We start from the raw sequence: 18,859 nt of genomic DNA on the forward strand, positions 1-18,859 counted from the left end.
CCATGGCCCCCATCCCCGGAGCCGGCCTCGCCAAGGGCCTGGCCGTCACCCTGCGGACCATGACGAAGCGTTCCGTCACCGACCAGTACCCGGACGCGCTCCCCGAACTGCCGCCGCGCTCGCGCGGCGTCATCGCGCTGTTCGAGGAGAACTGCACGGTCTGCATGCTGTGCGCCCGCGAATGCCCCGACTGGTGCATCTACATCGACTCCCACAAGGAGACGACCCCGGCCGCCACGCCGGGCGGGCGCGAGCGCAGCCGCAACGTCCTGGACCGCTTCGCCATCGACTTCTCGCTGTGCATGTACTGCGGCATCTGCATCGAGGTGTGCCCCTTCGACGCGCTGTTCTGGTCGCCGGAGTTCGAGTACGCCGAGACCGACATCCTCGACCTCACCCACGAGCGCGACAAGCTGCGCGAATGGATGTGGACGGTGCCCGCGCCGCCCGCGCTGGACCCGGCGGCCGAGGAGCCCAAGGAGATCGCCGCCGCCCGCAAGGCCGCGGAGAAGGCCGAGGCCGCCCGGCAGGCGGCACAAGCCGCGGGCACCGACGGGGAGGCCCCGGCATGAACCACGTCGCCGCCCACCACCCCGGCTTCCTCTCCCCGACCGGCGTCGAGATCACCTTCGTCCTGGTGGGCCTGGCCACCCTCGGCGCCGCCTTGCTGACCGTCACCACCCGGCAGCTCGTGCACGCCGCGCTGTGGCTGGTCGTCGCCCTCGGCGGCCTCGCCGTCGAATACCTGCTGCTGACCGCCGAGTTCATCGCCTGGGTGCAGGTGCTGATCTACGTCGGCTCCGTCGTCGTCCTGCTGCTGTTCGGACTGATGCTCACCAAGGCGCCCATCGGCCGCTCCCCGGACGCCGACTCCGAGAACCGCTGGGTCGCCCTCGGCGTCGCGGCCGCCGCCGCGGTCACCCTGGTGTGGGTGGTCGTGGACGCCTTCCGCTCCACCTGGGTCGATCTGCACGGCGTCGTGCAGGGCTCCTCGCACGCCACCGGCGAGAGCCTCTTCCGGCACTGGGTGCTGCCCTTCGAGGCGCTGTCGGTGCTGCTGCTCGCCGCCCTGGTCGGCGCGATCGTGCTGTCCCGCCGCGACGGCGAATCCGCCGGAGCCGGCAGCACATCCGGCACGGGCAAGGAGAAGAGCTGATGCACCTCGCCTACCCCGCGGTCCTGGCCGTCCTCCTCTTCTGCGTCGGCGTCTACGGCGTCCTCGCCCGCCGCAACGCGATCCTCGTCCTGATGTCCGTCGAGCTGATGCTCAACGCCGTCAATCTCAATCTGGTCGCCTTCGACGTCTGGCTGCGCGACGTCGTCCACTCCGGCCAGGCCCTGACGCTGTTCACCATCACCATCGCCGCCGCCGAGATCGGCCTCGGCCTGGCGATCGTGCTGCTTGTCTACCGCAACCGCGGCAGCTCCGACGTCGACCGGCTCACCGACCTCGCCGAGCCCCCGGAACACGGCGCGCCCGGGCACGGTGACGGCACCGCGTCCGGAGCGGGCGCCGCCGACGGCACGGCCGCCGACCAGAACGCCGAGGCCACCGCGTGACCCTGACCGCCCTTGCCGCGCTCGTCCCCCTGCTGCCCTTCCTGGGCGCCGCCGCCGGACTGCTGCTCGGCCGCCGCGCCCCCGGCTTCGTCCGCCCGCTGGCCGTGCTGCCCACCGCCACGTCCTTCGTGCTGGCCGCGGTCGTCGCCGCCCGCCAGGGCACCGGCGACCCCACCGACGCCGCCCACAAGCTCGCCGACACCGGCTCGGCCCCCATCTACCTGGCGCTGCACCTGGACGGCTTCGCCGTCCTGATCGCCGTGCTCGTCGGCCTCGTCGCCACCTGCGTCCAGCTCTACTCCACCGCCTATCTGCGCGACGACCCGCGCTATCCGTCGTACGCCGCGCTCGTCTCGCTGTTCACCGCCGCCATGTTCCTGGTCGTCTACTCCGGCGACCTGATGGTGCTGCTGGTCGGCTGGGAGATCATGGGCATCTGCTCGTACTTCCTGGTCGGGCACTACTGGGAGACCGAGACCGCCAGGTCGGCGTCGATCAAGGCGTTCCTGGTCACCAAGCTCGGCGACGTCCCCTTCCTCATCGGGGTGTTCGCGCTCGCCGCCGACGCCGGAACCTTCCGGATCAACGGCATCCTCACCGCCGCCACCCACGGGCAGCTGCACCACCCGACGGTGATCGCGCTGCTGCTGCTCGCCGGTGTCGCGGGCAAGTCCGCGCAGTTCCCGCTGCACACCTGGCTGCCCGACGCGATGGCCGGCCCCACCCCGGTGTCCGCGCTGATCCACGCCGCCACCATGGTCGCGGCCGGTATCTACCTGGTGGCCAGGCTGCTGCCGGTGTTCACCGCGTCCGCCGCCGCCCTGGCCGTACTGGCCGCGATGGCCGCCGTCACCATGATCGGCTCGGGCCTGGCCGCCCTCGCCCAGGACGACATCAAGCGGGTGCTCGCCTACTCCACCATCGGCCAGCTCGGCTACATGGCCGCCGCCCTGGCCGTCGGCGACCGCGACGCCGCCGTCTTCCACCTCCTGTCGCACGGCGCCTTCAAGGCGCTGCTCTTCCTCGGCGCGGGCGTCGTCATCCACGCCGCCGGCACCAACTCGCTCACCACGATGTCCCGCACCGGGTCGCTCGCCAAGCGCGTCCCCGACGCCATGTGGACGATGGGCATCGCGCTCGCCGCCCTCGCGGCCCTCCCCCCGCTGTCCGGCTTCTTCTCCAAGGAGTCCGTGCTGCGCGCCGCCGAGCACGCCTCCGCGGGCGACACCGCGCACGTCCCGCAGGCCGTCGGCTGGACCGTCTTCGTCGCGGGTCTGGCCGCCGCCGTCCTGACCGCCGGATACGCCACCCGCCTGTTCCTGCTGGCCTTCCGCGGCAGCGGCCCGGACGCCCCCGACCACGGCAGGCAGCCGGTCGTCATGACCAGCGTCCTGTGGGTGCTGGCCGTTCCGACCATCGCCTTCGGCGGCCTGGCCTACCGCGAGCTGCCCGACTGGTTCGGCGGCGCCCCGCTCGGCCCGACCCTGCTCACCTCCGTCCTCGGCACCGGCCTCGCCCTGGTCGGCGTCCTGATCACCTACGGCGCCTGGAAGGCCGTCGCCGCCACCCGGCTCGCCGTCCCGGCCGGCGCCGTCGTCACCGCCGAGGGCGACGCGGACGCCGAACCCGCCCTCGTCGAGGCCGAGGCCATCGCCACCCACGAAGAGGTCTACGGCGACATCGCCGCCGCCGACGACCCCGGCGACCCGGGCCGCCTGCTGCTGGGCAGGCTGCACCGGCACGCGGCCCACGGCTTCCACCTCGACGCCCTGTACGGCGCGCTGTTCGTCCGGCCCGTGCTGGCCGCCGCCCAGCTCGTCCGCTTCCTGGACCGCGACGTCATCGAGACCTACGTCCGCGGCGCGGGCGGCGCGCCGCGGCTGCTGGGCGCGGCCGTCCGCAAGGCCCAGACCGGAAACATCCAGACCTACCTCAGCGCGCTGCTGGCCGGTGCGGTCGTCCTCGCCGTCCTCGTCGCCGTCGGAGGCTGAGCCCGAAGTGAACGACACCGCCCTTCAGTACGTCCTCGCGGCGCTCCTGGTCCTGCCGCTGCTCGGCGCGGTCGGCGCCCTGCTCCCGGCGCCGCCCGGCCTCAAGGGCCGCGGCCCCGACCAGGCCGTACTGCGCCACGGCGTCACCGTCACCGGCGCCGTCCTCGTCCTGGCGATCGTCCTCGCGGCCGGCTTCGACCACGACCACCCCGCGAAGATGCAGGCCACCACGGACCTCAACTGGATCTCCGCACTCAGGATCCATCTCCACCTCGGTGTCGACGGCATCTCGCTCCCCCTCCTCGTCCTGACCGCGCTGCTGACCTTCCTCTGCGCGCTCTACAGCTACTTCAAAATGCCCGAGGGCCCGAGCCCCAAGGCGTTCGTCGCGCTGCTCCTCCTCCTGGAGGGCGGCACGCTCGCGACCTTCGCCGTGCTCGACCTGATGCTGTTCTTCCTCGCCTTCGAAATGGTCCTCATCCCGATGTACTTCCTCATCGCCCGCTGGGGCGGCGGGGAACGGGAGAAGTCCGCGCTGCGCTTCATCGTCTACACCCTCCTCGGCTCGGTGATCATGCTGCTGGGCCTGCTCCTCATCGGGGTGAAGGCGGGCACATTCGACATGGTGGCACTCGCCACTGACAACGGGTCATCGCTCAGTCACTCCACGCAGTTGCTGGCGGTCCTCGCGATCGGCGTCGGCCTGGCCGTGAAGGCCCCGATGTGGCCGCTGCACAGCTGGCTGCCGGACGCCCACACCGCCGCCCCGACCGTCGGCTCCGTCCTGCTGGCGGGCGTGCTGCTGAAGATGGGCACCTACGGCCTGGTCCGGATCGTGCTGCCGATGGCGCCGGACGGCATGCACACCTTCGCGCCGTATCTGGCCGCCTTCGCCGTCGTCGGCATCGTCTACGGATCGCTGGCCTGCCTGGCGCTGGCCCGGCAGGGCAACGGCGGCGACCTCAAGCGGCTGATCGCGTACTCCTCGGTCGGCCACATGGGCTTCGTGCTGCTCGGCATCGCTTCCATGACCCCGACCGGCGTCAATGGCGCGCTGTTCGCCAACATCGCCCACGGCCTGATCACCGGCCTGCTGTTCTTCCTGGTCGGCGCGGTCAAGGACCGCTACGGCTCCAGCGACCTCGACACCCTCGCGGGCCGCACCGGCGCCGCCCTGTACGGCAGGGCGCCGCGCCTCGGCGGCTTGGTCGCCTTCGCGGCCGTCGCCTCCCTCGGACTGCCGGGCCTGGCCGGCTTCTGGGGCGAGATGCTGTCGGTGTTCGGCGCCTTCAAACCCGCCGACGGGCTCAGCCGCCCCGCGTATCTGACCTTCACCGCCGTCGCCGCCTTCGGCACCCTGCTGACCGCCGCGTATCTGCTGGTCGTGGTCCGCCGGGTCTGCATGGGCGACCGCGGGACCGTCGACGCGCAGCCCGCGCTCGCCGACGTGCGCGGGTACGAATTCGCCGCCTGGACACCGCTGGCGGCGCTCACCGTCCTGGCGGGCCTGTGGCCCGCCGTCCTGCTCGGCCTCACCGATCCGGCCGTGCACACCCTCCTCGGAGGCAACTGATGCCGTCCCTCGTGCAGTCCGTCGACTGGACGGCGCTCGCCCCCGCCGCCATCCCGGCCGTCCTCGCCGTCGCGGTGCTGGTCGCCGACCTGTTCCTGCCCAAGGAGCGCAAGGAGCTGCTCGCCTGGGTCACCGTCGGCGGCCTCGCGCTCGCCGCGCTCAGCCTGATCCCGCTGCGGGCCGGCCGGCACGCCACCTTCTGCCTCACCGACGAGAAGATGCGGCCGCTGCACGACGGGCAGGCGACGGCGACGGCCGGCTGCTCGTACGCGGCCGACCACTTCACGCTGGTCGTCCAGGCCCTGGTGCTGGGCGGCGCGCTGCTCACCGCGCTGCTGTCGGTCAACACCCAGGACGACCTCCCGGCCGGCGAATACTGGTTCCTGCTGCTGTCCTCGGCCGCCGGCGCCGCCCTGCTGCCCGCCTCCCGCGACCTGGCCACCCTGATCGTCGCCCTTGAGGTGACGACGCTGCCCGCCTTCGCGCTGGTCGGGCTGCGGCGCGGCGACCGGCTCTCCAGCGAGGCCGCGCTGAAGTTCTTCCTGTCCTCGGTCGCCGCCACCGCCGTCTCGCTGCTCGGCATCAGCTTCGTCTACGCGGCCACCGGCACCCTGCACCTGGCGGCCGTCGCGGACGGCCTCGCCCACGCGCCCGCGCAGCTCGCCACCCTGGCGAAGGTCGGCGCGGCCCTCACTCTGGTGGGGTTCGCCTTCAAACTCGCCGCGGCGCCTTTTCACTTCTGGGTGCCCGACACCTACGCGGGCGCACCGCTGCCGGTCGCCGCGTATCTGTCGGTGGTCGGCAAGGCGGCCGGTTTCTCCGGGCTGATCCTGGTGTCGGTGATCGCCTTCCGCCCCTACGACGACGTGTGGGGCCCGACCTTCGGCGTGCTGGCCGCGCTCACCATGACCGTCGGCAACGTCGGGGCGCTCCGGCAGCGGCCCGGCGTCGAGCGCGGCGCCGTACGCCTGCTGGCCTGGTCCTCCATCGGCCAGGCCGGTTATCTGCTGGTGCCGCTGGCCGCCGCCTCGGACGCCGACAGCCCGGCGCACGAAATCGGCACCACCGTGGCGTACGCGCTGATGTACGCGGTGGTCAATCTCGGCGCCTTCGCCGTGGCCGCGCTGGTCTCGCGCACCGCGCCGCTGGGCCGGCTGAGCGACTACCGCGGCCTGTACGCGTCCCGCCCGGCCGCCGCCCTCGCGCTCGGCTTCTTCCTGCTGTGCCTGGCCGGGCTGCCACCCGGCATCATCGGCCTGTTCGCGAAGGTCGCGGTCTTCTCGTCCGCGGTCGGCGCCCAGCACGGCTGGCTCGCGGTGATCATGGCCGTCAACGTCGTCATCGCGCTGGTCTACTACCTGCGCTGGACGGCGCTGCTCTTCGCCCGCCCGGAGGGCGCGCCCGAGGGTTCCGCGTCCCTCGCGGAGCTCCCGGCGGACGGCGGCGCGACCGCCGTGTCCCGTACGCCCGTCGGCCTCGTCGCCGCCATTGCGCTGACGGCGGCCGCCGGGATCGTGCTGTCCGGCGCCCCGCAGCTGATCCTGCGCTACGCCCAGGGCTCGCTCCTGTGACCTGCGGGTGATCCCCGTGGGGCGGTAGCGCTGCGTGCGCGTGAGGGAACCAGCGGCGCTCGGGTGGCGTTGTTCTGGACAGGAGGTTCTCCTAAGGGGGAGAGGTTCCCCCCGACGCACGCATCTGGAGGGCGCACCGTGCACCGCCGGCACAACGGGTTGAAGACCGCCGTACTCCTCGGCGGTCTGTCGGCCCTCATCCTGGTCATCGGCAGCTTCTTCGGCCGTACGGGACTCATCGTGGCGCTGGTCGTCGCGCTGGGCACGAACGCGTACGCGTACTGGAACAGCGACAAGCTCGCTCTACGCGCGATGCGCGCCCGTCCGGTCAGCGAATTCGAGGCGCCCGAGCTGTACCGGATCGTGCGGGAGCTGTCCACGGCCGCCCGTGAGCCGATGCCCCGGCTGTACATCTCGCCGACCGAGGCGCCCAACGCGTTCGCGACCGGCCGCAATCCGCGCAATGCCGCGGTCTGCTGCACCCAGGGCATCCTCGGCATCCTGGACGAGCGGGAGCTGCGCGGGGTGCTCGGGCACGAGCTGAGCCACGTCTACAACCGGGACATCCTGATCTCCTCGGTCGCGGGCGCGCTGGCCTCCGTGGTGATGTTCCTGGTCAATTTCGCCTGGCTGATCCCGGTCGGCCGCTCGGACGACGACGACGGCCCCGGCATCATCGGCATGCTCATGATGATGATCCTGGGCCCGCTGGCCGCCACCCTCATCCAGCTCGCCGTCTCCCGCTCCCGGGAGTACGAGGCGGACGCCTCCGGGGCCCGGCTCACCGGCGACCCGCTCGCGCTGGCCTCCGCGCTGCGCAAGCTGGACGCGGGCACCAAGCAACGACCTCTGGCGCCCGAGCCCCGCCTGGAGACCGCCAGCCATATGATGATCGCCAACCCCTTCCGCCCGGGCGACGCCTCGAAGTTGTTCTCGACCCATCCGCCGATGGCCGAGCGCATCTCCCGCCTCGAAGACATGGCAGGCCAGCGGTGAAGACGATCCTCAACATCATCTGGCTCATCCTCTGCGGTCTGTGGATGTGCCTCGGCTACTTCCTCGCAGGACTCCTCCTGTGCGTCACGATCATCGGCATCCCGTTCGGCATCGCCGCCTTCCGGATCGGGATCTTCGCGCTCTGGCCGTTCGGCTACACCGCCGTCGAGCGGCGGGACGCGGGCGCGGGTTCGCTCATCGGCAATGTGCTGTGGGTGATCCTCGCGGGCTGGTGGCTGGCGCTCGGCCACATCGTCACCGGTGTGCTGCTGTGCGTGACGATCATCGGCATCCCGTTCGGCATCGCCAACTTCAAGCTGATCCCGCTGTCGCTGATGCCGCTGGGCAAGGAGATCGTGCCCACGGACCGGCCGTTCGCCACCCGCTGAGCTACTCTCACCAGCGGAGGTGCGGCCGGTGGACGACTACGCGCTCAGTGTCGAGACCGCGGACGCGGAACTCCCGCCCGCCCTCGCCGAATACGCGGCGCATCTGCTGCGCCGCGCGTACATCCGCGCCAACCGCCTCGCGCCCGACTTCGGCGACGGCCGGGGCGAGGGCGCGGCCGGCGCCCGCGACTTCCAGATCCTCGACGCCCTCACCGCGCCCGCCGCGTACTCGCAACAGGACCTCGGCGAGCGCCTCGGCATCAACCGCACCACCATGGTCAAGCTGATCGACCGTCTGGAGCGGGCCGGGCAGGTCACCCGGGCCCGCAATCCCGGCGACCGCCGCTCGTACGTCCTGGCCCTCACCGACGACGGCCGCAGCGCCGTCAAGGCGATGGAGCCCGCGATGGCCGCGGGCGACGACCGCCTCACCGCCGCCCTCGACCCCGCCGAGCGGGCCCGTCTCGACGCGCTGCTCGGCACCCTGCTGGCCCGTACGCCCGCCGCCGACGGCGTGTTCCGTACGGGCTCGCTGATCGCCCAGTCGCACCATTTCGTCCGGCGCCGCATCGAGGACGCGCTGACCGATGTCGGCCTGCAAGCACGGCACTTCGGGGCGCTCACGGTTCTCGCGGACGACGCCTGCTCGCAGCAGTTGCTCGCCCGCAGGCTCGGCATCAGCGAGCAGGCGATCCTGCAAATCGTCGACGACCTGGAGAGCGCGGGCCGGGTGGTGCGCGAGCGCGACCCGGCCGACCGCCGCCGTTACGCCCTGCGGCTGACCGACGCGGGCCGTACGGCGCTGGCCACCGCCCGGCGGGCCGTCGAGGCGGCGGAGGCGGACATGGGCCGCACCCTGGGCACCGAAGGGCGGGCCGAGTTGAAGGCGCTGCTCACCAAGCTGCTGCGCGCGGACGTCTGATCACGCTTTTCCCCCACATCGCTTCCTCATTTTGGAGGTATCACCGTGAGCATGCTCCAAGTCGGCACCAAGGCACCCGACTTCACCCTGCCCGACCAGTCCGGCAAGCCCGTCAGCCTCGGCGACTTCCTCGGCGAGAAGGTCGTGGTGCTGTACTTCTACCCCAAGGACAACACCCGCGGCTGCACCACCGAGGCGTGCACCTTCCGCGACAGCTACGAGAGCTTCACCGACGCCGGCGCCGAGGTGATCGGGGTCAGCTCCGACTCGGTCGCCACCCATGAGCAGTTCGCCGGCGCGCACGGGCTGCCGTTCGTGCTGCTCGCGGACACCGACAAGGCCGTGCGCAAGCAGTACGGCGCGACCAGCCTCGGCGGCGTCATGCCCGGCCGGGTCACCTTCGTCATCGACCGCGAGGGCGTCATCCGGCACGCCTTCTCCTCGCAGATGAACATCGGCGGGCACATCGAGGACGCGCTGAAGGTCGTCAAGCAGCTCCAGTAATGGTTCAAGTGCGAGATAGATATACAGATTGACGATTCTCCGGGCTGACTATAGCCTCGGTGTGGCGGGTTCCTACTGATCCACTGGCAACTTCAGTTCCAGGGAGACATGTTGATGACCACTCCGCACCAGCCGGGCGAATACGTCGACCTGACGATGATGTACGCCTTCCACGACGGACTGCGGCGCGATGTGGCGATCATCGCCAAGTCCGCCGCCGTCACGGGCGACGACCCGACCCGGCTCACCGCGACCCATTTCGGTTGGGACCTCTTCAAGCGGTTCCTGACCATCCACCACTCGGCCGAGGACGACGTGCTGTGGCCGAAGCTGCGCGGCCAGTTCGCCGGCCGCGACGACGACCTCGAACTCCTCGACGCGATGGAGGCCGAGCACGACCGCATCGACCCGCTGATCGCGGCGATCGACGCGGCCCTCGCCGACCAGGAGGGCGGCCACGCCGGCCTCGGCGACACCGTCGACGCCTTCGCCACCGAGATCAACGCCCACCTCACCCACGAGGAGGATGCCGCGCTGCCGCTCATCGAGCGCGAACTCTCCCCGGCCGACTGGGCGTTGTTCGCCGACAGCCAGCGCAATCAGATCGGCCTCGGCCTCGCGCCGCGCTACATCCCCTGGCTGCTGGACGGCGCCACCCCGGAGCGTACGGCCGAGGTGCTCGCCATCTTCCCGCCGCCGCTCGCGGCCCAGTACCGCAACGCGTGGAAGCAGCAGTACGCCGAGCTGAACCCCTGGTCGGTGGAGTACGGCAAAGCCTGACGGCCGACGCGGCTCGCTCCTTGCCGCACACCCGGCCGTACGTCTGGCCGCACGCCTGGACCCGGTGGGACGCGCACACGCCCCGCCGGGTCCTTGCCGTCAGCGGTAGTTGACGAACTGCAGCGCGAAGTCCAGGTCCTTGCCCTTGAGCAGCGCCTGCACCGACTGGAGGTCGTCCCGGCTCTTCGAGCTGACCCGCAGCTCGTCACCCTGCACCTGGGCCTTCACGCCCTTGGGACCCTCGTCCCGGATGATCTTGGCGACCTTCTTGGCGTTCTCCTGGGAGATGCCTTCCTCGATCGACGCGAAGATCTTGTACTCCTTGCCGGACAACTGCGGCTCGCCCGCGTCCAGCGCCTTCAGCGAGATCCCGCGCTTGACCAGCTTGGTCTCGAAGACGTCCAGGATCGCCTTCACCCGCTCCTCGGAGTTCGCCTCCATCAGGATCTTCTCGCCCGACCAGGCGATCGAGGCCCCGACGTTCTTGAAGTCGTACCGCTGCGAGATCTCCTTGGCGGCCTGGTTGAGGGCGTTGTCGACCTCCTGCCGCTCGACCTTCGAGACGATGTCGAAACTGGAGTCGGCCATCTTCAGTGGGCTCCTTGCGTGTCGCGTGCCTGTCTTCCATCACAAAAGCGGCCCGTCCCCGGACCACCATCCCCAAAGACTAGGGCCTGCCGTGTGGATCTTGCCGGGGTCGCGACGCCCGCCACTGATCAATCCGGTGGCGGACCACCCCCGCGCATCGGGTATCGTTTACGTCGTCGCCCCGGCACCCCGCCCACCAGCGGATCCGCGGGCGTCGTCCCATGGCGGTATGCCCGAGTGGCCAATGGGAGCGGACTGTAAATCCGTCGGCTTAGCCTACCGTGGTTCGAATCCACGTGCCGCCACACCTTGAGGGGCCTGTGACCAGCTTTTTTGCTGGGCGCGGGCCCCTTTGGTCGTTCCGGGGAGAAGCGGCGGGTTGACTCTCACACCGTGTCAGGCGGTCGGATAGGGGTCATGTTCGGAATCGGGGACTTCGCCCGGCACGGCCGGGTGTCGGTGCGGATGCTGCGGCATTACGACGCCATGGGGTTGCTGCGGCCGGTGCGGGTGGATGCCGGCACGGGGTACCGCTCCTACGAGGGTGCGCAGCTGGCGCGGCTGAACCGGATCGTGGCGCTCAAGGATCTGGGGTTCACCCTGCGGCAGGTGCGGGACATCGTGGACGAGAAGGTCGGCGCCGAGGAGCTGCGGGGGATGCTGCGGCTGCGGCGGGCCGAGCTGGAGACGGCGATGGCGGCGGCGGAAGCGCGACTGGCCCAGGTCGAGGCGAGGCTCCGGGCAATCGAGAGTGAGGGACGCATGCCGACCAATGATGTGGTGCTCAAGAGCGTGCCCGCGGTGCGGGTGGCGGAGCTGACCGGGATCGCCCCGAGTTACGAGCCCGAGGACATCGGGCCCGTGATCGGGCCGCTCTACGAGGAGTTGTTCCGCCAGCTGGCGGCGGCGCGGGTCGACCTGGCGGGACCGGGCGTCGCCCTGTACGAGGACACCGGGGACGCCGGGGACACCGCCGGCGGGGCCGACGGGCGGATCACCGTCCACGCCGCCGTCCAGGTCGCCGGGCCGCTGCGCGACGACGGCCCCTTCCGCGTACGGGACCTGCCGGAGGTCGCGCAGGCGGCGACCGTCGTGCACCGCGGGTCGATGGACGCGGTACTGCCCACCGTGCAGGCGCTGGCCCGCTGGATCGACGACAACGGCTACCGCGCGGACGGCTATCCGCGCGAGGTCAGCCTGGAGTGCCCGGACGACCGGGACGCGTGGGTGACCGAACTCCAGCAGCCGGTGGTCCGGATCTGACCTCAGGACGTCCCGGCGGCGGCGCGGACCGCTGCCGGGACGGGGTCGTTGCCGGAGACGAGTTCGAGGGTGAGGCCGGCGGTGGCGGGGGTGTGGAGGAGTTCGGCGAGGACGGCGGCGACGTCGTCGCGGGGGACGGCGCCGCGGCCGGTGGTGGGGGAGAGACGGACCAGGCCGCTGCCCGCGTCGTTGGTGAGGGCGCCGGGGCGCAGGACCGTCCAGTCCAGGCCCGTACGGGACCGGATGTCGTCGTCGGCGGCGCCCTTGGCCCGCAGATACGCGGCGAAGACGGGGTCGCTGCCCGAGGCGTCGGCGTCGGCGCCCATCGAGGAGACGACGAGGTGGCGGCGGACCCCGGCGCGCTCGGCGGCGTCGGCGAAGAGTACGGCCGCGCCGCGGTCCACGGTCTGCTTGCGCTCGGCGCCGCTGCCCGCGCCCGCGCCGGCCGCGAAGACGGCGGCGTCGGCGCCGGCCAGGGCCGCGGCCACCTCCTCGACCCCGGCCGACTCCAGATCGAGCACCACGGGTTCGGCCCCGGCCGCCCGCAGGTCGTCGGCCTGGGCGGGGTCGCGGATCAGCCCGGCCGCGCTGTCCCCCCGCGCGGCGAGCAGACGCTCCAGCCGCAGGGCGATCTGTCCATGTCCACCAGCGATCACGATGCGCATACCGCGACGCTACGCCTCGCGGTGCGACTGGCGGGGGAGGTCGAGGACGGCCTCGCTCGCCGAGTCGCAGTATTCGCGCACCGCACTGGTACGGGAGACCACCCGGCCGCGGTGGATGACGATCCGGCTGTAGGCGAGGGAGAGAACGCCCTCGACACCGTCCCCGCGCACCGCGAGCAGCTCGGCGGGGAAGCCGGCCTCGACCCGTACCTCCGGCAGCCCGAGGACGGCGCGGGCCCGGCCGCTGACCGTGTCGTACGCCTGCGCCGCGCCGCACTCGCCGTAGGAGGCGAGCAGGAAGGCGGCCTCCAACGGGTCGCCGCGGCCGACCGGATTGGCGAGGTCGCCGAGCGCGCCGCTGCCCGCGGTGACCCGGACACCCGCCGCGCGCAGCCGGCGCACCGGGGTGAGCGCGGCGTCGCGCCGGGCCGAGCCGAGACCGCCGCAGCCGCCCTGCGGGAGCGCGGTGACCGAGATCCCGGCGGCGGCCAGCCGCTGCGCCGCGCAGTCGACGGCCTCCGGCGGCAGCGCGGCCAGGCCCTGGCACGGCCCGAGCGTGACGCCCGGCCGCAGCCCGCCCGCCATCGCGGCGAGCCGGGCCAGCCGGCCCGGATCGTCGGCGGCGGTGTGCAGATCGACCGGCACCCCGAACTCGCCGGCCAGCGAGACGACGGCCTCGGCGTACCCGCTCGGGTCGGGATCGAGATCGGGGCAGCCGCCCACCACCGTGGCGCCCATCTTCAGCGCGTCGCGCAGCATCGCCAGCCCGTTGGCGCCGGCCGCGCCGGTCAGCACCCGCGGTACGGCGACGGCCTGCACCTCGACCAGGCCGCGCAGCGCCCGCCGCGCCTGGAGGACGGCCTCCAGCGCGAGCAGCCCCTGGACGTCGCCGATCCGGACGTGGCTGCGCACCGCCGTGGCGCCGTGGCCGAGTTGGAGGAGCGCGGCCTCGGTGGCGCGGCGCTGCACATCGGCGGGGTCGTCGGACGGCGGGCCCGCGGCGCCCGCGGTCAGCGCCAGGTCCAGGTGCGCGTGCGGCTCGGCGGGCGCGGGCAGCAGCAGATAGCCGCGCAGGTCGATCCGGGTGCCGTCGCCCGCACGGGAGTCGGTACGGAAGTCCGCGCGGGCGGCGGCGCGGGAATCCGCGCGGGCGTCACTACGGGAATCGGCACGTGAAGCGGTACGGGGATCCGTACGCGAATCCGTACGGGCGCCGTTGGCCCGGGCATCGGGCGCGTGCGACGGGGTACGGGGGGAAGCGGCGGGCGCGAGGCTGCCGGCCGTGCCGACCGCCTCGATCTGGGAGCCGCTGAGCCGTACGTCCACGGTCCGGCCGTCGGTCAGCCGGGCGCCGCACAGCAGCAGGGTGGTGGTTTCCGCGGCGGTGCCGCGGGCACTGTCGCGAGGGCTGTCGGTCATCGCGCTCCTCCGGTGCGTGCAGGGCGGGCGGCGGGAGGCAAGGTCACGCAAGGCACAAGATCACGCAAAGCAGAGCCTAGGGGTCAGCACGGCACACACCTCGCAGGAAGGCACAGGAGGGCATTAGTCGTACCGGAGGGGTCGCGCGCGGGCGCGCCGCGAGGACGTCGGGGGCGCGTCGCCGGAGCGCCCGGGGGCGGGCCGCGGGGCCGGACGCCGCGCCGGGTCCGCGGGCTCCACGACGCCCGATGTGCCCTGCCCGATACGGATTTCACGTATCGCTGCGGACCGTGTAATGTCTTCCTCGCTCGCCCCAATAGCTCAGTCGGTAGAGCGTCTCCATGGTAAGGAGAAGGTCTACGGTTCGATTCCGTATTGGGGCTCTGATGGATCGGTTCCCCGCCGCCAGGCGGGGGCCAGTTCGTCGAAGCGGCGTAGCTCAGTCGGTAGAGCAAGCGGCTCATAATCGCTGTGTCACCGGTTCAAGTCCGGTCGCCGCTACTCTCCGTAGCCGATTGTGGGATCGGTCCCTCAATCGGCTACTATTCTCATGTTCAAATCACCCCCGTTCGTCAAGGAGCACTCACGTGGCCGCCACCGACGTCCGCCCGAAGATCACGCTGGCCTGCGTGGAGTGCAAGGAGCGGAACTACATCACCAAGAAGAACCGGCGCAACGACCCGGACCGTCTTGAGATGAAGAAGCACTGCCCGCGTTGCAACGCGCACACCGCGCACCGCGAAACGCGCTGACGCAGCCCGCTCGCACATCAGGCCGTAGCAGTACCGCGAGGCCGTCCCCGTCGCCGGGGGCGGCCTCGCGGCATTGGCCGCGCACGGGATTCGGCACAGGAATCACCGCACGGAATCACCGCACGCAATCAGCACACACGTCCCGCACCGGAGGTGCCGATGGCTCTGGACCAGTCCTTCGTGGGGCGGAGCTATCCGCCCACCCCCGCCTACGAGGTCGGCCGGGAGAAGATCCGCGAATTCGCCGAGGCGGTCGGCGACGCCAACCCCGCGTACACCGATCCGGAGGCGGCGAAGGCGCTCGGCCACCGCGATGTCATCGCGCCGCCGACCTTCGCCTTCTCGATCACCTTCAAGGCCGCGGGCCAGGTCGTCCAGGACCCCGAACTCGGCCTGGACTACAGCCGCGTCGTGCACGGCGACCAGAAGTTCGCCTACACGCGCCCGGTGACGGCCGGCGACCGGCTGACGGTCACCTCCACCATCGAGGCGGTCAAGTCGCTCGCGGGCAACGACATCATCGACATCCGCGGCGAGGTCCACGACGCGTCCGGCGCGCACGTGGTGACCGCCTGGACGAAGCTGGTCGCCCGCGCGGCCCAGGACGGGGAGGGCGCCTGATGGCGGCGACGATCGGATACGCGGACGTCGAGGTCGGCGACGAACTGCCCGCGCAGAGCTTCCCGGTGACCCGCGCCACGCTCGTGCAGTACGCGGGCGCGTCCGGCGACTTCAACCCGATCCACTGGAACGAGAAGTTCGCCCGCGAGGTCGGCCTGCCCGACGTCATCGCGCACGGCATGTTCACCATGGCGTCCGCGATCCGGGTGGTGACCGACTGGGCCGGCGACCCGGGCGCGGTCGTGGAGTACGGGGTGCGCTTCACCAAGCCGGTCGTCGTGCCGAACGACGACAAGGGCGCGGTCATCGAGGTCAGCGCCAAGGTCGCCGCCAAGCTGGACGACGGTCAGGTCCGGGTCGACCTCGTCGCCACCTCGGCGGACCAGAAGGTGCTCGGCATGTCCCGCGCGGTGGTCCGGCTCGCCTGAGCCGGAGGACATCGGACGACGCACGAGAAGCGTCCCATGGGTTGACTAGGTTAGTTATGGACCACTAACCTAGTCGGCATGGTCAGGATGAGCGCAGACGAGCGGCGCGAGAGCGTCGTCCGCGCGGCGATGAGCGAATTCGCCCGCGGCGGTTACCACGGCACCTCCACCGAGGTGATCGCCCGCCGCGTGGGCGTCTCGCAGCCGTATCTCTTCCGGCTCTTCCCGAACAAACAGGCCATGTTCCTCGCGGCGGCCGACCACTGCATGGAGACCACCCGCAAGGTCTTCGTCGACGCCGCCGAGGAGTCCGGCAGCCAGGACCCCCAGGAGAAGCTGGAGGCGATGGCGACCGCGTATCAGAAGCTGATCCACGAGGATCCGGAACGGCTGCTGATGCAGATGCAGATCTATGTCGCGGTCGCCGCGGCCGAGGCGTCCGGCGACCACGAATTCGGCGTCTCCGTCCGCGCCGGGTGGCAGGCGCTGTGGGACACCGTGCACATCGAGCTGGGCGCGAACATCGACGACACGACGACCTTCCTGGCGTACGGCATGCTCGTCAACACCCTGGTGTCGCTGGGCTTTCCGGCCGAGCACCGCATCTGGGAGGGCTTCTACCAGGCGGCCAGGCCCAAGTGACCCGGCGGACAGGCCCTAGGCTGATCCGGTGGACGTATACGAGAAGGCCCCGCTCGCGCCGTTGACGACCTTCCGGCTCGGCGGGGACGCGGACCGGCTGGTCACGGCGCGGACGGACGAGGACGTCGTGGCCGCGGTGGCCGCCGCCGACGCGGCGGGGGAGCCGCTGCTGGTGATCGGCGGCGGGAGCAATCTCGTCGTCGCCGACCGCGGTTTCGCCGGGACGGCGCTGCGGATCGCTACCCGCGGTGTGACCCTGACGGGCACCGCCCTGGAGGCCGCCGCCGGCGAGACCTGGAGCGCGGTCGTCGCGCGGACGGTCGAGGCGGGCCTGGCGGGCGTGGAGTGCCTGGCCGGCATCCCCGGCTCGGCGGGCGCGACCCCGATCCAGAACGTGGGCGCGTACGGCCAGGAGGTCTCCAGCACCATCACCGAGGTCGTCGCGTACGACCGGAAGGCGCGCGAGACCGTCACCCTCACCAATGACGCGTGCGCCTTCTCGTACCGCAACAGCCGCTTCAAGGCGGAGCCGGACCGCTTCGTCGTGCTGCGGGTCCGCTTCGGCCTGGAGGACGCGGACGGGCTGTCGGCGCCGGTGAAGTACGCGGAGACCGCGCGGGTACTGGGCGTGGAGCCCGGCGACCGGGTGCCGCTGGACAAGGCGCGGGACACGGTGCTCGCGCTGCGCGCCGGCAAGGGCATGGTGCTGGACGAGGCCGACCACGACACCTGGTCGGCCGGCTCCTTCTTCACCAACCCCGTGCTGACCGCCCCCGAGCACGCCGCCTTCGTCGAGCGCGCCAAGGACAGGCTCGGCCCGGACACCGCGCCGCCGTCCTTCCCGGCGGGCGAGGACGGCGGCCAGGACCTGGTGAAGGTCCCGGCGGCGTGGCTGATCGACAAGGCGGGCTTCACCAAGGGGTACGGCAGCGGCCCGGCCCGGATCTCCACCAAGCACACCCTGGCGCTCACCAACCGCGGCGGCGCCAGCACCGAGGACCTGCTCGCGCTCGCCCGCGAGGTGCGCGACGGCGTGCGCGCCGCCTTCGGGGTGACCCTGGTCAACGAGCCCGTGCTGGTGGGCGTCAGCCTGTAGAGCCTCCGGCAGCGGCGTCCGCGGGCTCGGCCTCCCACTCCGCGATCCCGGCCAGCAGCCGGTCCCGTACCTCCTCCGGCGCCCGCGACGCCCGTACCGACTGCCGTGCCAGCTCGGCCAGTTCGGCGTCGGTGAAGGCGTGCGCGTCGCGGGCGATGTCGTACTGCGCCGCCAGCCGGGAGCCGAACAGCAGCGGGTCGTCCGCGCCGAGCGCCATCGGCACCCCGGCCTCGTACAGGGTGCGCAGCGGTACGTCCTCGGCCTTGTCGTAGACGCCGAGCGCGACATTGGAGGCGGGGCAGACCTCGCAGGTGACGCCCTTGTCGGCGAGCCTGCGCAGCAGCCGCGGGTCCTCGGCGGCGCGCACCCCGTGCCCGATCCGGCCCGCGTGCAGGTCGTCCAGGCAGTCCCGGACGCTGGAGGGGCCCGCCAGCTCGCCGCCGTGCGGGGCGGCGAGCAGCCCGCCGTCCCGGGCGATCGCGAAGGCCCGGTCGAAGTCCCGCGCCAGACCGCGCCGTTCGTCGTTGGACAGCCCGAAACCGACCACGCCCCGGTCGGCGTACCTGACCGCGAGCCGGGCCAGCGTACGGGCGTCCAGCGGGTGCTTCATACGGTTCGCGGCGATCACCACGGCCATCCCGACCCCGGTCTCCCGCGAGGCGCTGTCCACCGCGTCCAGCACGATCTCCATGGTGGGGATCAGCCCGCCGAGCCGCGGCGCGTACGACGTCGGGTCGACCTGGATCTCCAGCCAGCCGGAGCCGTCGGCCGCGTCCTCCTCGGCGGCCTCGCGGACCAGCCGCTGGATGTCCTCCGGGGTGCGCAGGCACGAGCGGGCGATGTCGTACAGCCGCTGGAAGCGGAACCAGCCGCGCTCGTCGGTGGCCCGCAATTTGGGCGGTTCGCCCGAGGTCAGCGCCTCGGGCAGGTGGACGCCGTGCTTGTCCGCCAGCTCCAGCAGGGTGCTCGGGCGCATGGAGCCGGTGAAGTGCAGGTGCAGATGTGCTTTGGGGAGCCGACGGACTTCGCGTGCCATTCCAAGATCCTGCTATACGACAGCCCCCGTCCGGTACCACTTTCTCCGAACGGGGGCTTGCTC

21 protein-coding genes and 3 tRNA genes are annotated in these 18,859 nt (G+C 71.9%); 20 read left to right on the top strand and 4 right to left on the bottom strand.

Features of this window, described 5'->3' with window-relative positions; all coding sequences use genetic code 11:
- Positions 1-2 precede the first annotated feature (2 nt).
- From BM076_RS10480 to BM076_RS10530, 11 genes are all read left to right on the top strand, one after another.
- A complete protein-coding gene (locus BM076_RS10480; RefSeq protein WP_093713170.1) occupies positions 3-572 on the top strand; it encodes a NuoI/complex I 23 kDa subunit family protein in 570 nt (189 codons plus the stop codon).
- On the top strand, positions 569-1,156 hold the full coding sequence (locus tag BM076_RS10485; protein ID WP_093713171.1) for an NADH-quinone oxidoreductase subunit J family protein: 588 nt from the start codon (positions 569-571) through the stop codon (positions 1,154-1,156). The genes BM076_RS10480 and BM076_RS10485 overlap by 4 nt, the downstream gene beginning before the upstream one ends.
- A complete protein-coding gene (nuoK, locus tag BM076_RS10490) occupies positions 1,156-1,560 on the top strand; it encodes an NADH-quinone oxidoreductase subunit NuoK (protein WP_093713172.1) in 405 nt (134 codons plus the stop codon). Before BM076_RS10485 ends, nuoK begins: the two co-directional genes overlap by 1 nt.
- Positions 1,557-3,551: an NADH-quinone oxidoreductase subunit 5 family protein gene (locus tag BM076_RS10495; RefSeq protein ID WP_093713173.1), complete on the top strand. Its 1,995-nt coding sequence runs from the start codon at positions 1,557-1,559 to the stop codon at positions 3,549-3,551. The genes nuoK and BM076_RS10495 overlap by 4 nt, the downstream gene beginning before the upstream one ends.
- Positions 3,552-3,558: 7 nt before the next feature.
- Complete coding sequence (locus BM076_RS10500) at positions 3,559-5,124, top strand: complex I subunit 4 family protein (RefSeq protein WP_177246397.1); 1,566 nt, start codon at positions 3,559-3,561, stop codon at positions 5,122-5,124.
- Positions 5,124-6,695, top strand: a complete 1,572-nt coding sequence (locus tag BM076_RS10505; protein WP_093713175.1) for an NADH-quinone oxidoreductase subunit N — start codon at positions 5,124-5,126, stop codon at positions 6,693-6,695. Before BM076_RS10500 ends, BM076_RS10505 begins: the two co-directional genes overlap by 1 nt.
- A gap of 138 nt (positions 6,696-6,833) precedes the next feature.
- Positions 6,834-7,691 carry a zinc metalloprotease HtpX gene (gene htpX / locus BM076_RS10510; protein WP_093713176.1) on the top strand — a complete coding sequence of 286 codons (858 nt, stop codon included), beginning with the start codon at positions 6,834-6,836 and terminating at the stop codon, positions 7,689-7,691.
- On the top strand, positions 7,688-8,080 hold the full coding sequence (locus tag BM076_RS10515) for a YccF domain-containing protein (protein WP_093713177.1): 393 nt from the start codon (positions 7,688-7,690) through the stop codon (positions 8,078-8,080). The genes htpX and BM076_RS10515 overlap by 4 nt, the downstream gene beginning before the upstream one ends.
- A 28-nt stretch (positions 8,081-8,108) precedes the next feature.
- Complete coding sequence (locus tag BM076_RS10520) at positions 8,109-9,002, top strand: MarR family winged helix-turn-helix transcriptional regulator (protein ID WP_177246398.1); 894 nt, start codon at positions 8,109-8,111, stop codon at positions 9,000-9,002.
- A gap of 51 nt (positions 9,003-9,053) precedes the next feature.
- Positions 9,054-9,506 carry a peroxiredoxin gene (locus BM076_RS10525; RefSeq protein ID WP_093713179.1) on the top strand — a complete coding sequence of 151 codons (453 nt, stop codon included), beginning with the start codon at positions 9,054-9,056 and terminating at the stop codon, positions 9,504-9,506.
- A gap of 114 nt (positions 9,507-9,620) precedes the next feature.
- On the top strand, positions 9,621-10,286 hold the full coding sequence (locus BM076_RS10530; protein WP_093713180.1) for a hemerythrin domain-containing protein: 666 nt from the start codon (positions 9,621-9,623) through the stop codon (positions 10,284-10,286).
- Between the two features lie 99 nt (positions 10,287-10,385).
- Here BM076_RS10530 and BM076_RS10535 read toward each other — a convergent pair whose 3' ends face one another.
- Positions 10,386-10,874, bottom strand: a complete 489-nt coding sequence (locus BM076_RS10535) for a YajQ family cyclic di-GMP-binding protein (protein WP_093713181.1) — start codon at positions 10,872-10,874, stop codon at positions 10,386-10,388.
- A gap of 223 nt (positions 10,875-11,097) precedes the next feature.
- Here BM076_RS10535 and BM076_RS10540 point away from each other — a divergent pair.
- Positions 11,098-11,179: transfer RNA gene (locus BM076_RS10540), tRNA-Tyr, on the top strand.
- Between the two features lie 112 nt (positions 11,180-11,291).
- Positions 11,292-12,137, top strand: a complete 846-nt coding sequence (locus tag BM076_RS10545) for a MerR family transcriptional regulator (RefSeq protein WP_093713182.1) — start codon at positions 11,292-11,294, stop codon at positions 12,135-12,137.
- 2 nt (positions 12,138-12,139) lie between these two features.
- Here the strand turns inward: BM076_RS10545 and BM076_RS10550 are convergent, their stop codons facing one another.
- Both BM076_RS10550 and BM076_RS10555 read right to left on the bottom strand, forming a co-directional pair.
- On the bottom strand, positions 12,140-12,802 hold the full coding sequence (locus BM076_RS10550) for an NAD(P)H-binding protein (RefSeq protein WP_093713183.1): 663 nt from the start codon (positions 12,800-12,802) through the stop codon (positions 12,140-12,142).
- A 9-nt stretch (positions 12,803-12,811) separates the two neighbouring features.
- Positions 12,812-14,221 carry an amidohydrolase family protein gene (locus tag BM076_RS10555; RefSeq protein ID WP_107416949.1) on the bottom strand — a complete coding sequence of 470 codons (1,410 nt, stop codon included), beginning with the start codon at positions 14,219-14,221 and terminating at the stop codon, positions 12,812-12,814.
- A gap of 310 nt (positions 14,222-14,531) precedes the next feature.
- On the opposite strand from BM076_RS10555, the gene BM076_RS10560 reads away from it, so the two are divergent.
- From BM076_RS10560 to BM076_RS10590, 7 genes are all read left to right on the top strand, one after another.
- Positions 14,532-14,604 (top strand) — tRNA-Thr (locus BM076_RS10560).
- A gap of 45 nt (positions 14,605-14,649) precedes the next feature.
- Positions 14,650-14,722 (top strand) — tRNA-Met (locus BM076_RS10565).
- 86 nt (positions 14,723-14,808) lie between these two features.
- Positions 14,809-14,973: a 50S ribosomal protein L33 gene (gene rpmG / locus BM076_RS10570; protein ID WP_004571794.1), complete on the top strand. Its 165-nt coding sequence runs from the start codon at positions 14,809-14,811 to the stop codon at positions 14,971-14,973.
- 159 nt (positions 14,974-15,132) lie between these two features.
- On the top strand, positions 15,133-15,594 hold the full coding sequence (locus tag BM076_RS10575) for a MaoC family dehydratase N-terminal domain-containing protein (RefSeq protein WP_093713185.1): 462 nt from the start codon (positions 15,133-15,135) through the stop codon (positions 15,592-15,594).
- Positions 15,594-16,022 (top strand): MaoC family dehydratase, encoded by a 429-nt coding sequence (locus tag BM076_RS10580; RefSeq protein WP_093713186.1) that lies wholly within the window; start codon positions 15,594-15,596, stop codon positions 16,020-16,022. The genes BM076_RS10575 and BM076_RS10580 overlap by 1 nt, the downstream gene beginning before the upstream one ends.
- Before the next feature lie 78 nt (positions 16,023-16,100).
- Positions 16,101-16,664 carry a TetR/AcrR family transcriptional regulator gene (locus BM076_RS10585; RefSeq protein WP_177246399.1) on the top strand — a complete coding sequence of 188 codons (564 nt, stop codon included), beginning with the start codon at positions 16,101-16,103 and terminating at the stop codon, positions 16,662-16,664.
- A gap of 28 nt (positions 16,665-16,692) precedes the next feature.
- Positions 16,693-17,760, top strand: coding sequence for a UDP-N-acetylmuramate dehydrogenase (locus BM076_RS10590; protein WP_093713187.1), 1,068 nt, complete (start codon positions 16,693-16,695; stop codon positions 17,758-17,760).
- On the opposite strand, the gene BM076_RS10595 is transcribed toward BM076_RS10590, so the two are convergent.
- The gene (locus BM076_RS10595; RefSeq protein WP_093713188.1) at positions 17,750-18,796 is read right to left on the bottom strand and encodes an adenosine deaminase; all 1,047 of its coding nucleotides are present in this window, start codon (positions 18,794-18,796) and stop codon (positions 17,750-17,752) included. The two genes, BM076_RS10590 and BM076_RS10595, sit on opposite strands and share 11 nt — an antisense overlap.
- Positions 18,797-18,859 lie beyond the last annotated feature (63 nt).

The sequence above is a fragment of the Actinacidiphila alni genome (assembly GCF_900112845.1).
Lineage (GTDB): Bacteria > Actinomycetota > Actinomycetes > Streptomycetales > Streptomycetaceae > Actinacidiphila > Actinacidiphila alni.

Excerpts from the sequence above, each read along its gene's own strand:
- BM076_RS10550 (WP_093713183.1), bottom strand. The coding sequence starts at position 12,802 with ATGCGCATCGTGATCGCTGGTGGACATGGACAGATCGCCCTGCGGCTG.
- BM076_RS10530 (WP_093713180.1), top strand. The coding sequence starts at position 9,621 with ATGACCACTCCGCACCAGCCGGGCGAATACGTCGACCTGACGATGATG.
- BM076_RS10555 (WP_107416949.1), bottom strand. The coding sequence starts at position 14,221 with ATGACCGACAGCCCTCGCGACAGTGCCCGCGGCACCGCCGCGGAAACC.
- BM076_RS10535 (WP_093713181.1), bottom strand. The coding sequence starts at position 10,874 with ATGGCCGACTCCAGTTTCGACATCGTCTCGAAGGTCGAGCGGCAGGAG.
- BM076_RS10545 (WP_093713182.1), top strand. The coding sequence starts at position 11,292 with ATGTTCGGAATCGGGGACTTCGCCCGGCACGGCCGGGTGTCGGTGCGG.
- BM076_RS10505 (WP_093713175.1), top strand. The coding sequence starts at position 5,124 with ATGCCGTCCCTCGTGCAGTCCGTCGACTGGACGGCGCTCGCCCCCGCC.
- BM076_RS10485 (WP_093713171.1), top strand. The coding sequence starts at position 569 with ATGAACCACGTCGCCGCCCACCACCCCGGCTTCCTCTCCCCGACCGGC.
- BM076_RS10595 (WP_093713188.1), bottom strand. The coding sequence starts at position 18,796 with ATGGCACGCGAAGTCCGTCGGCTCCCCAAAGCACATCTGCACCTGCAC.
- BM076_RS10585 (WP_177246399.1), top strand. The coding sequence starts at position 16,101 with ATGGTCAGGATGAGCGCAGACGAGCGGCGCGAGAGCGTCGTCCGCGCG.
- BM076_RS10575 (WP_093713185.1), top strand. The coding sequence starts at position 15,133 with ATGGCTCTGGACCAGTCCTTCGTGGGGCGGAGCTATCCGCCCACCCCC.
- nuoK (WP_093713172.1), top strand. The coding sequence starts at position 1,156 with ATGCACCTCGCCTACCCCGCGGTCCTGGCCGTCCTCCTCTTCTGCGTC.
- BM076_RS10480 (WP_093713170.1), top strand. The coding sequence starts at position 3 with ATGGCCCCCATCCCCGGAGCCGGCCTCGCCAAGGGCCTGGCCGTCACC.
- BM076_RS10525 (WP_093713179.1), top strand. The coding sequence starts at position 9,054 with ATGCTCCAAGTCGGCACCAAGGCACCCGACTTCACCCTGCCCGACCAG.
- BM076_RS10580 (WP_093713186.1), top strand. The coding sequence starts at position 15,594 with ATGGCGGCGACGATCGGATACGCGGACGTCGAGGTCGGCGACGAACTG.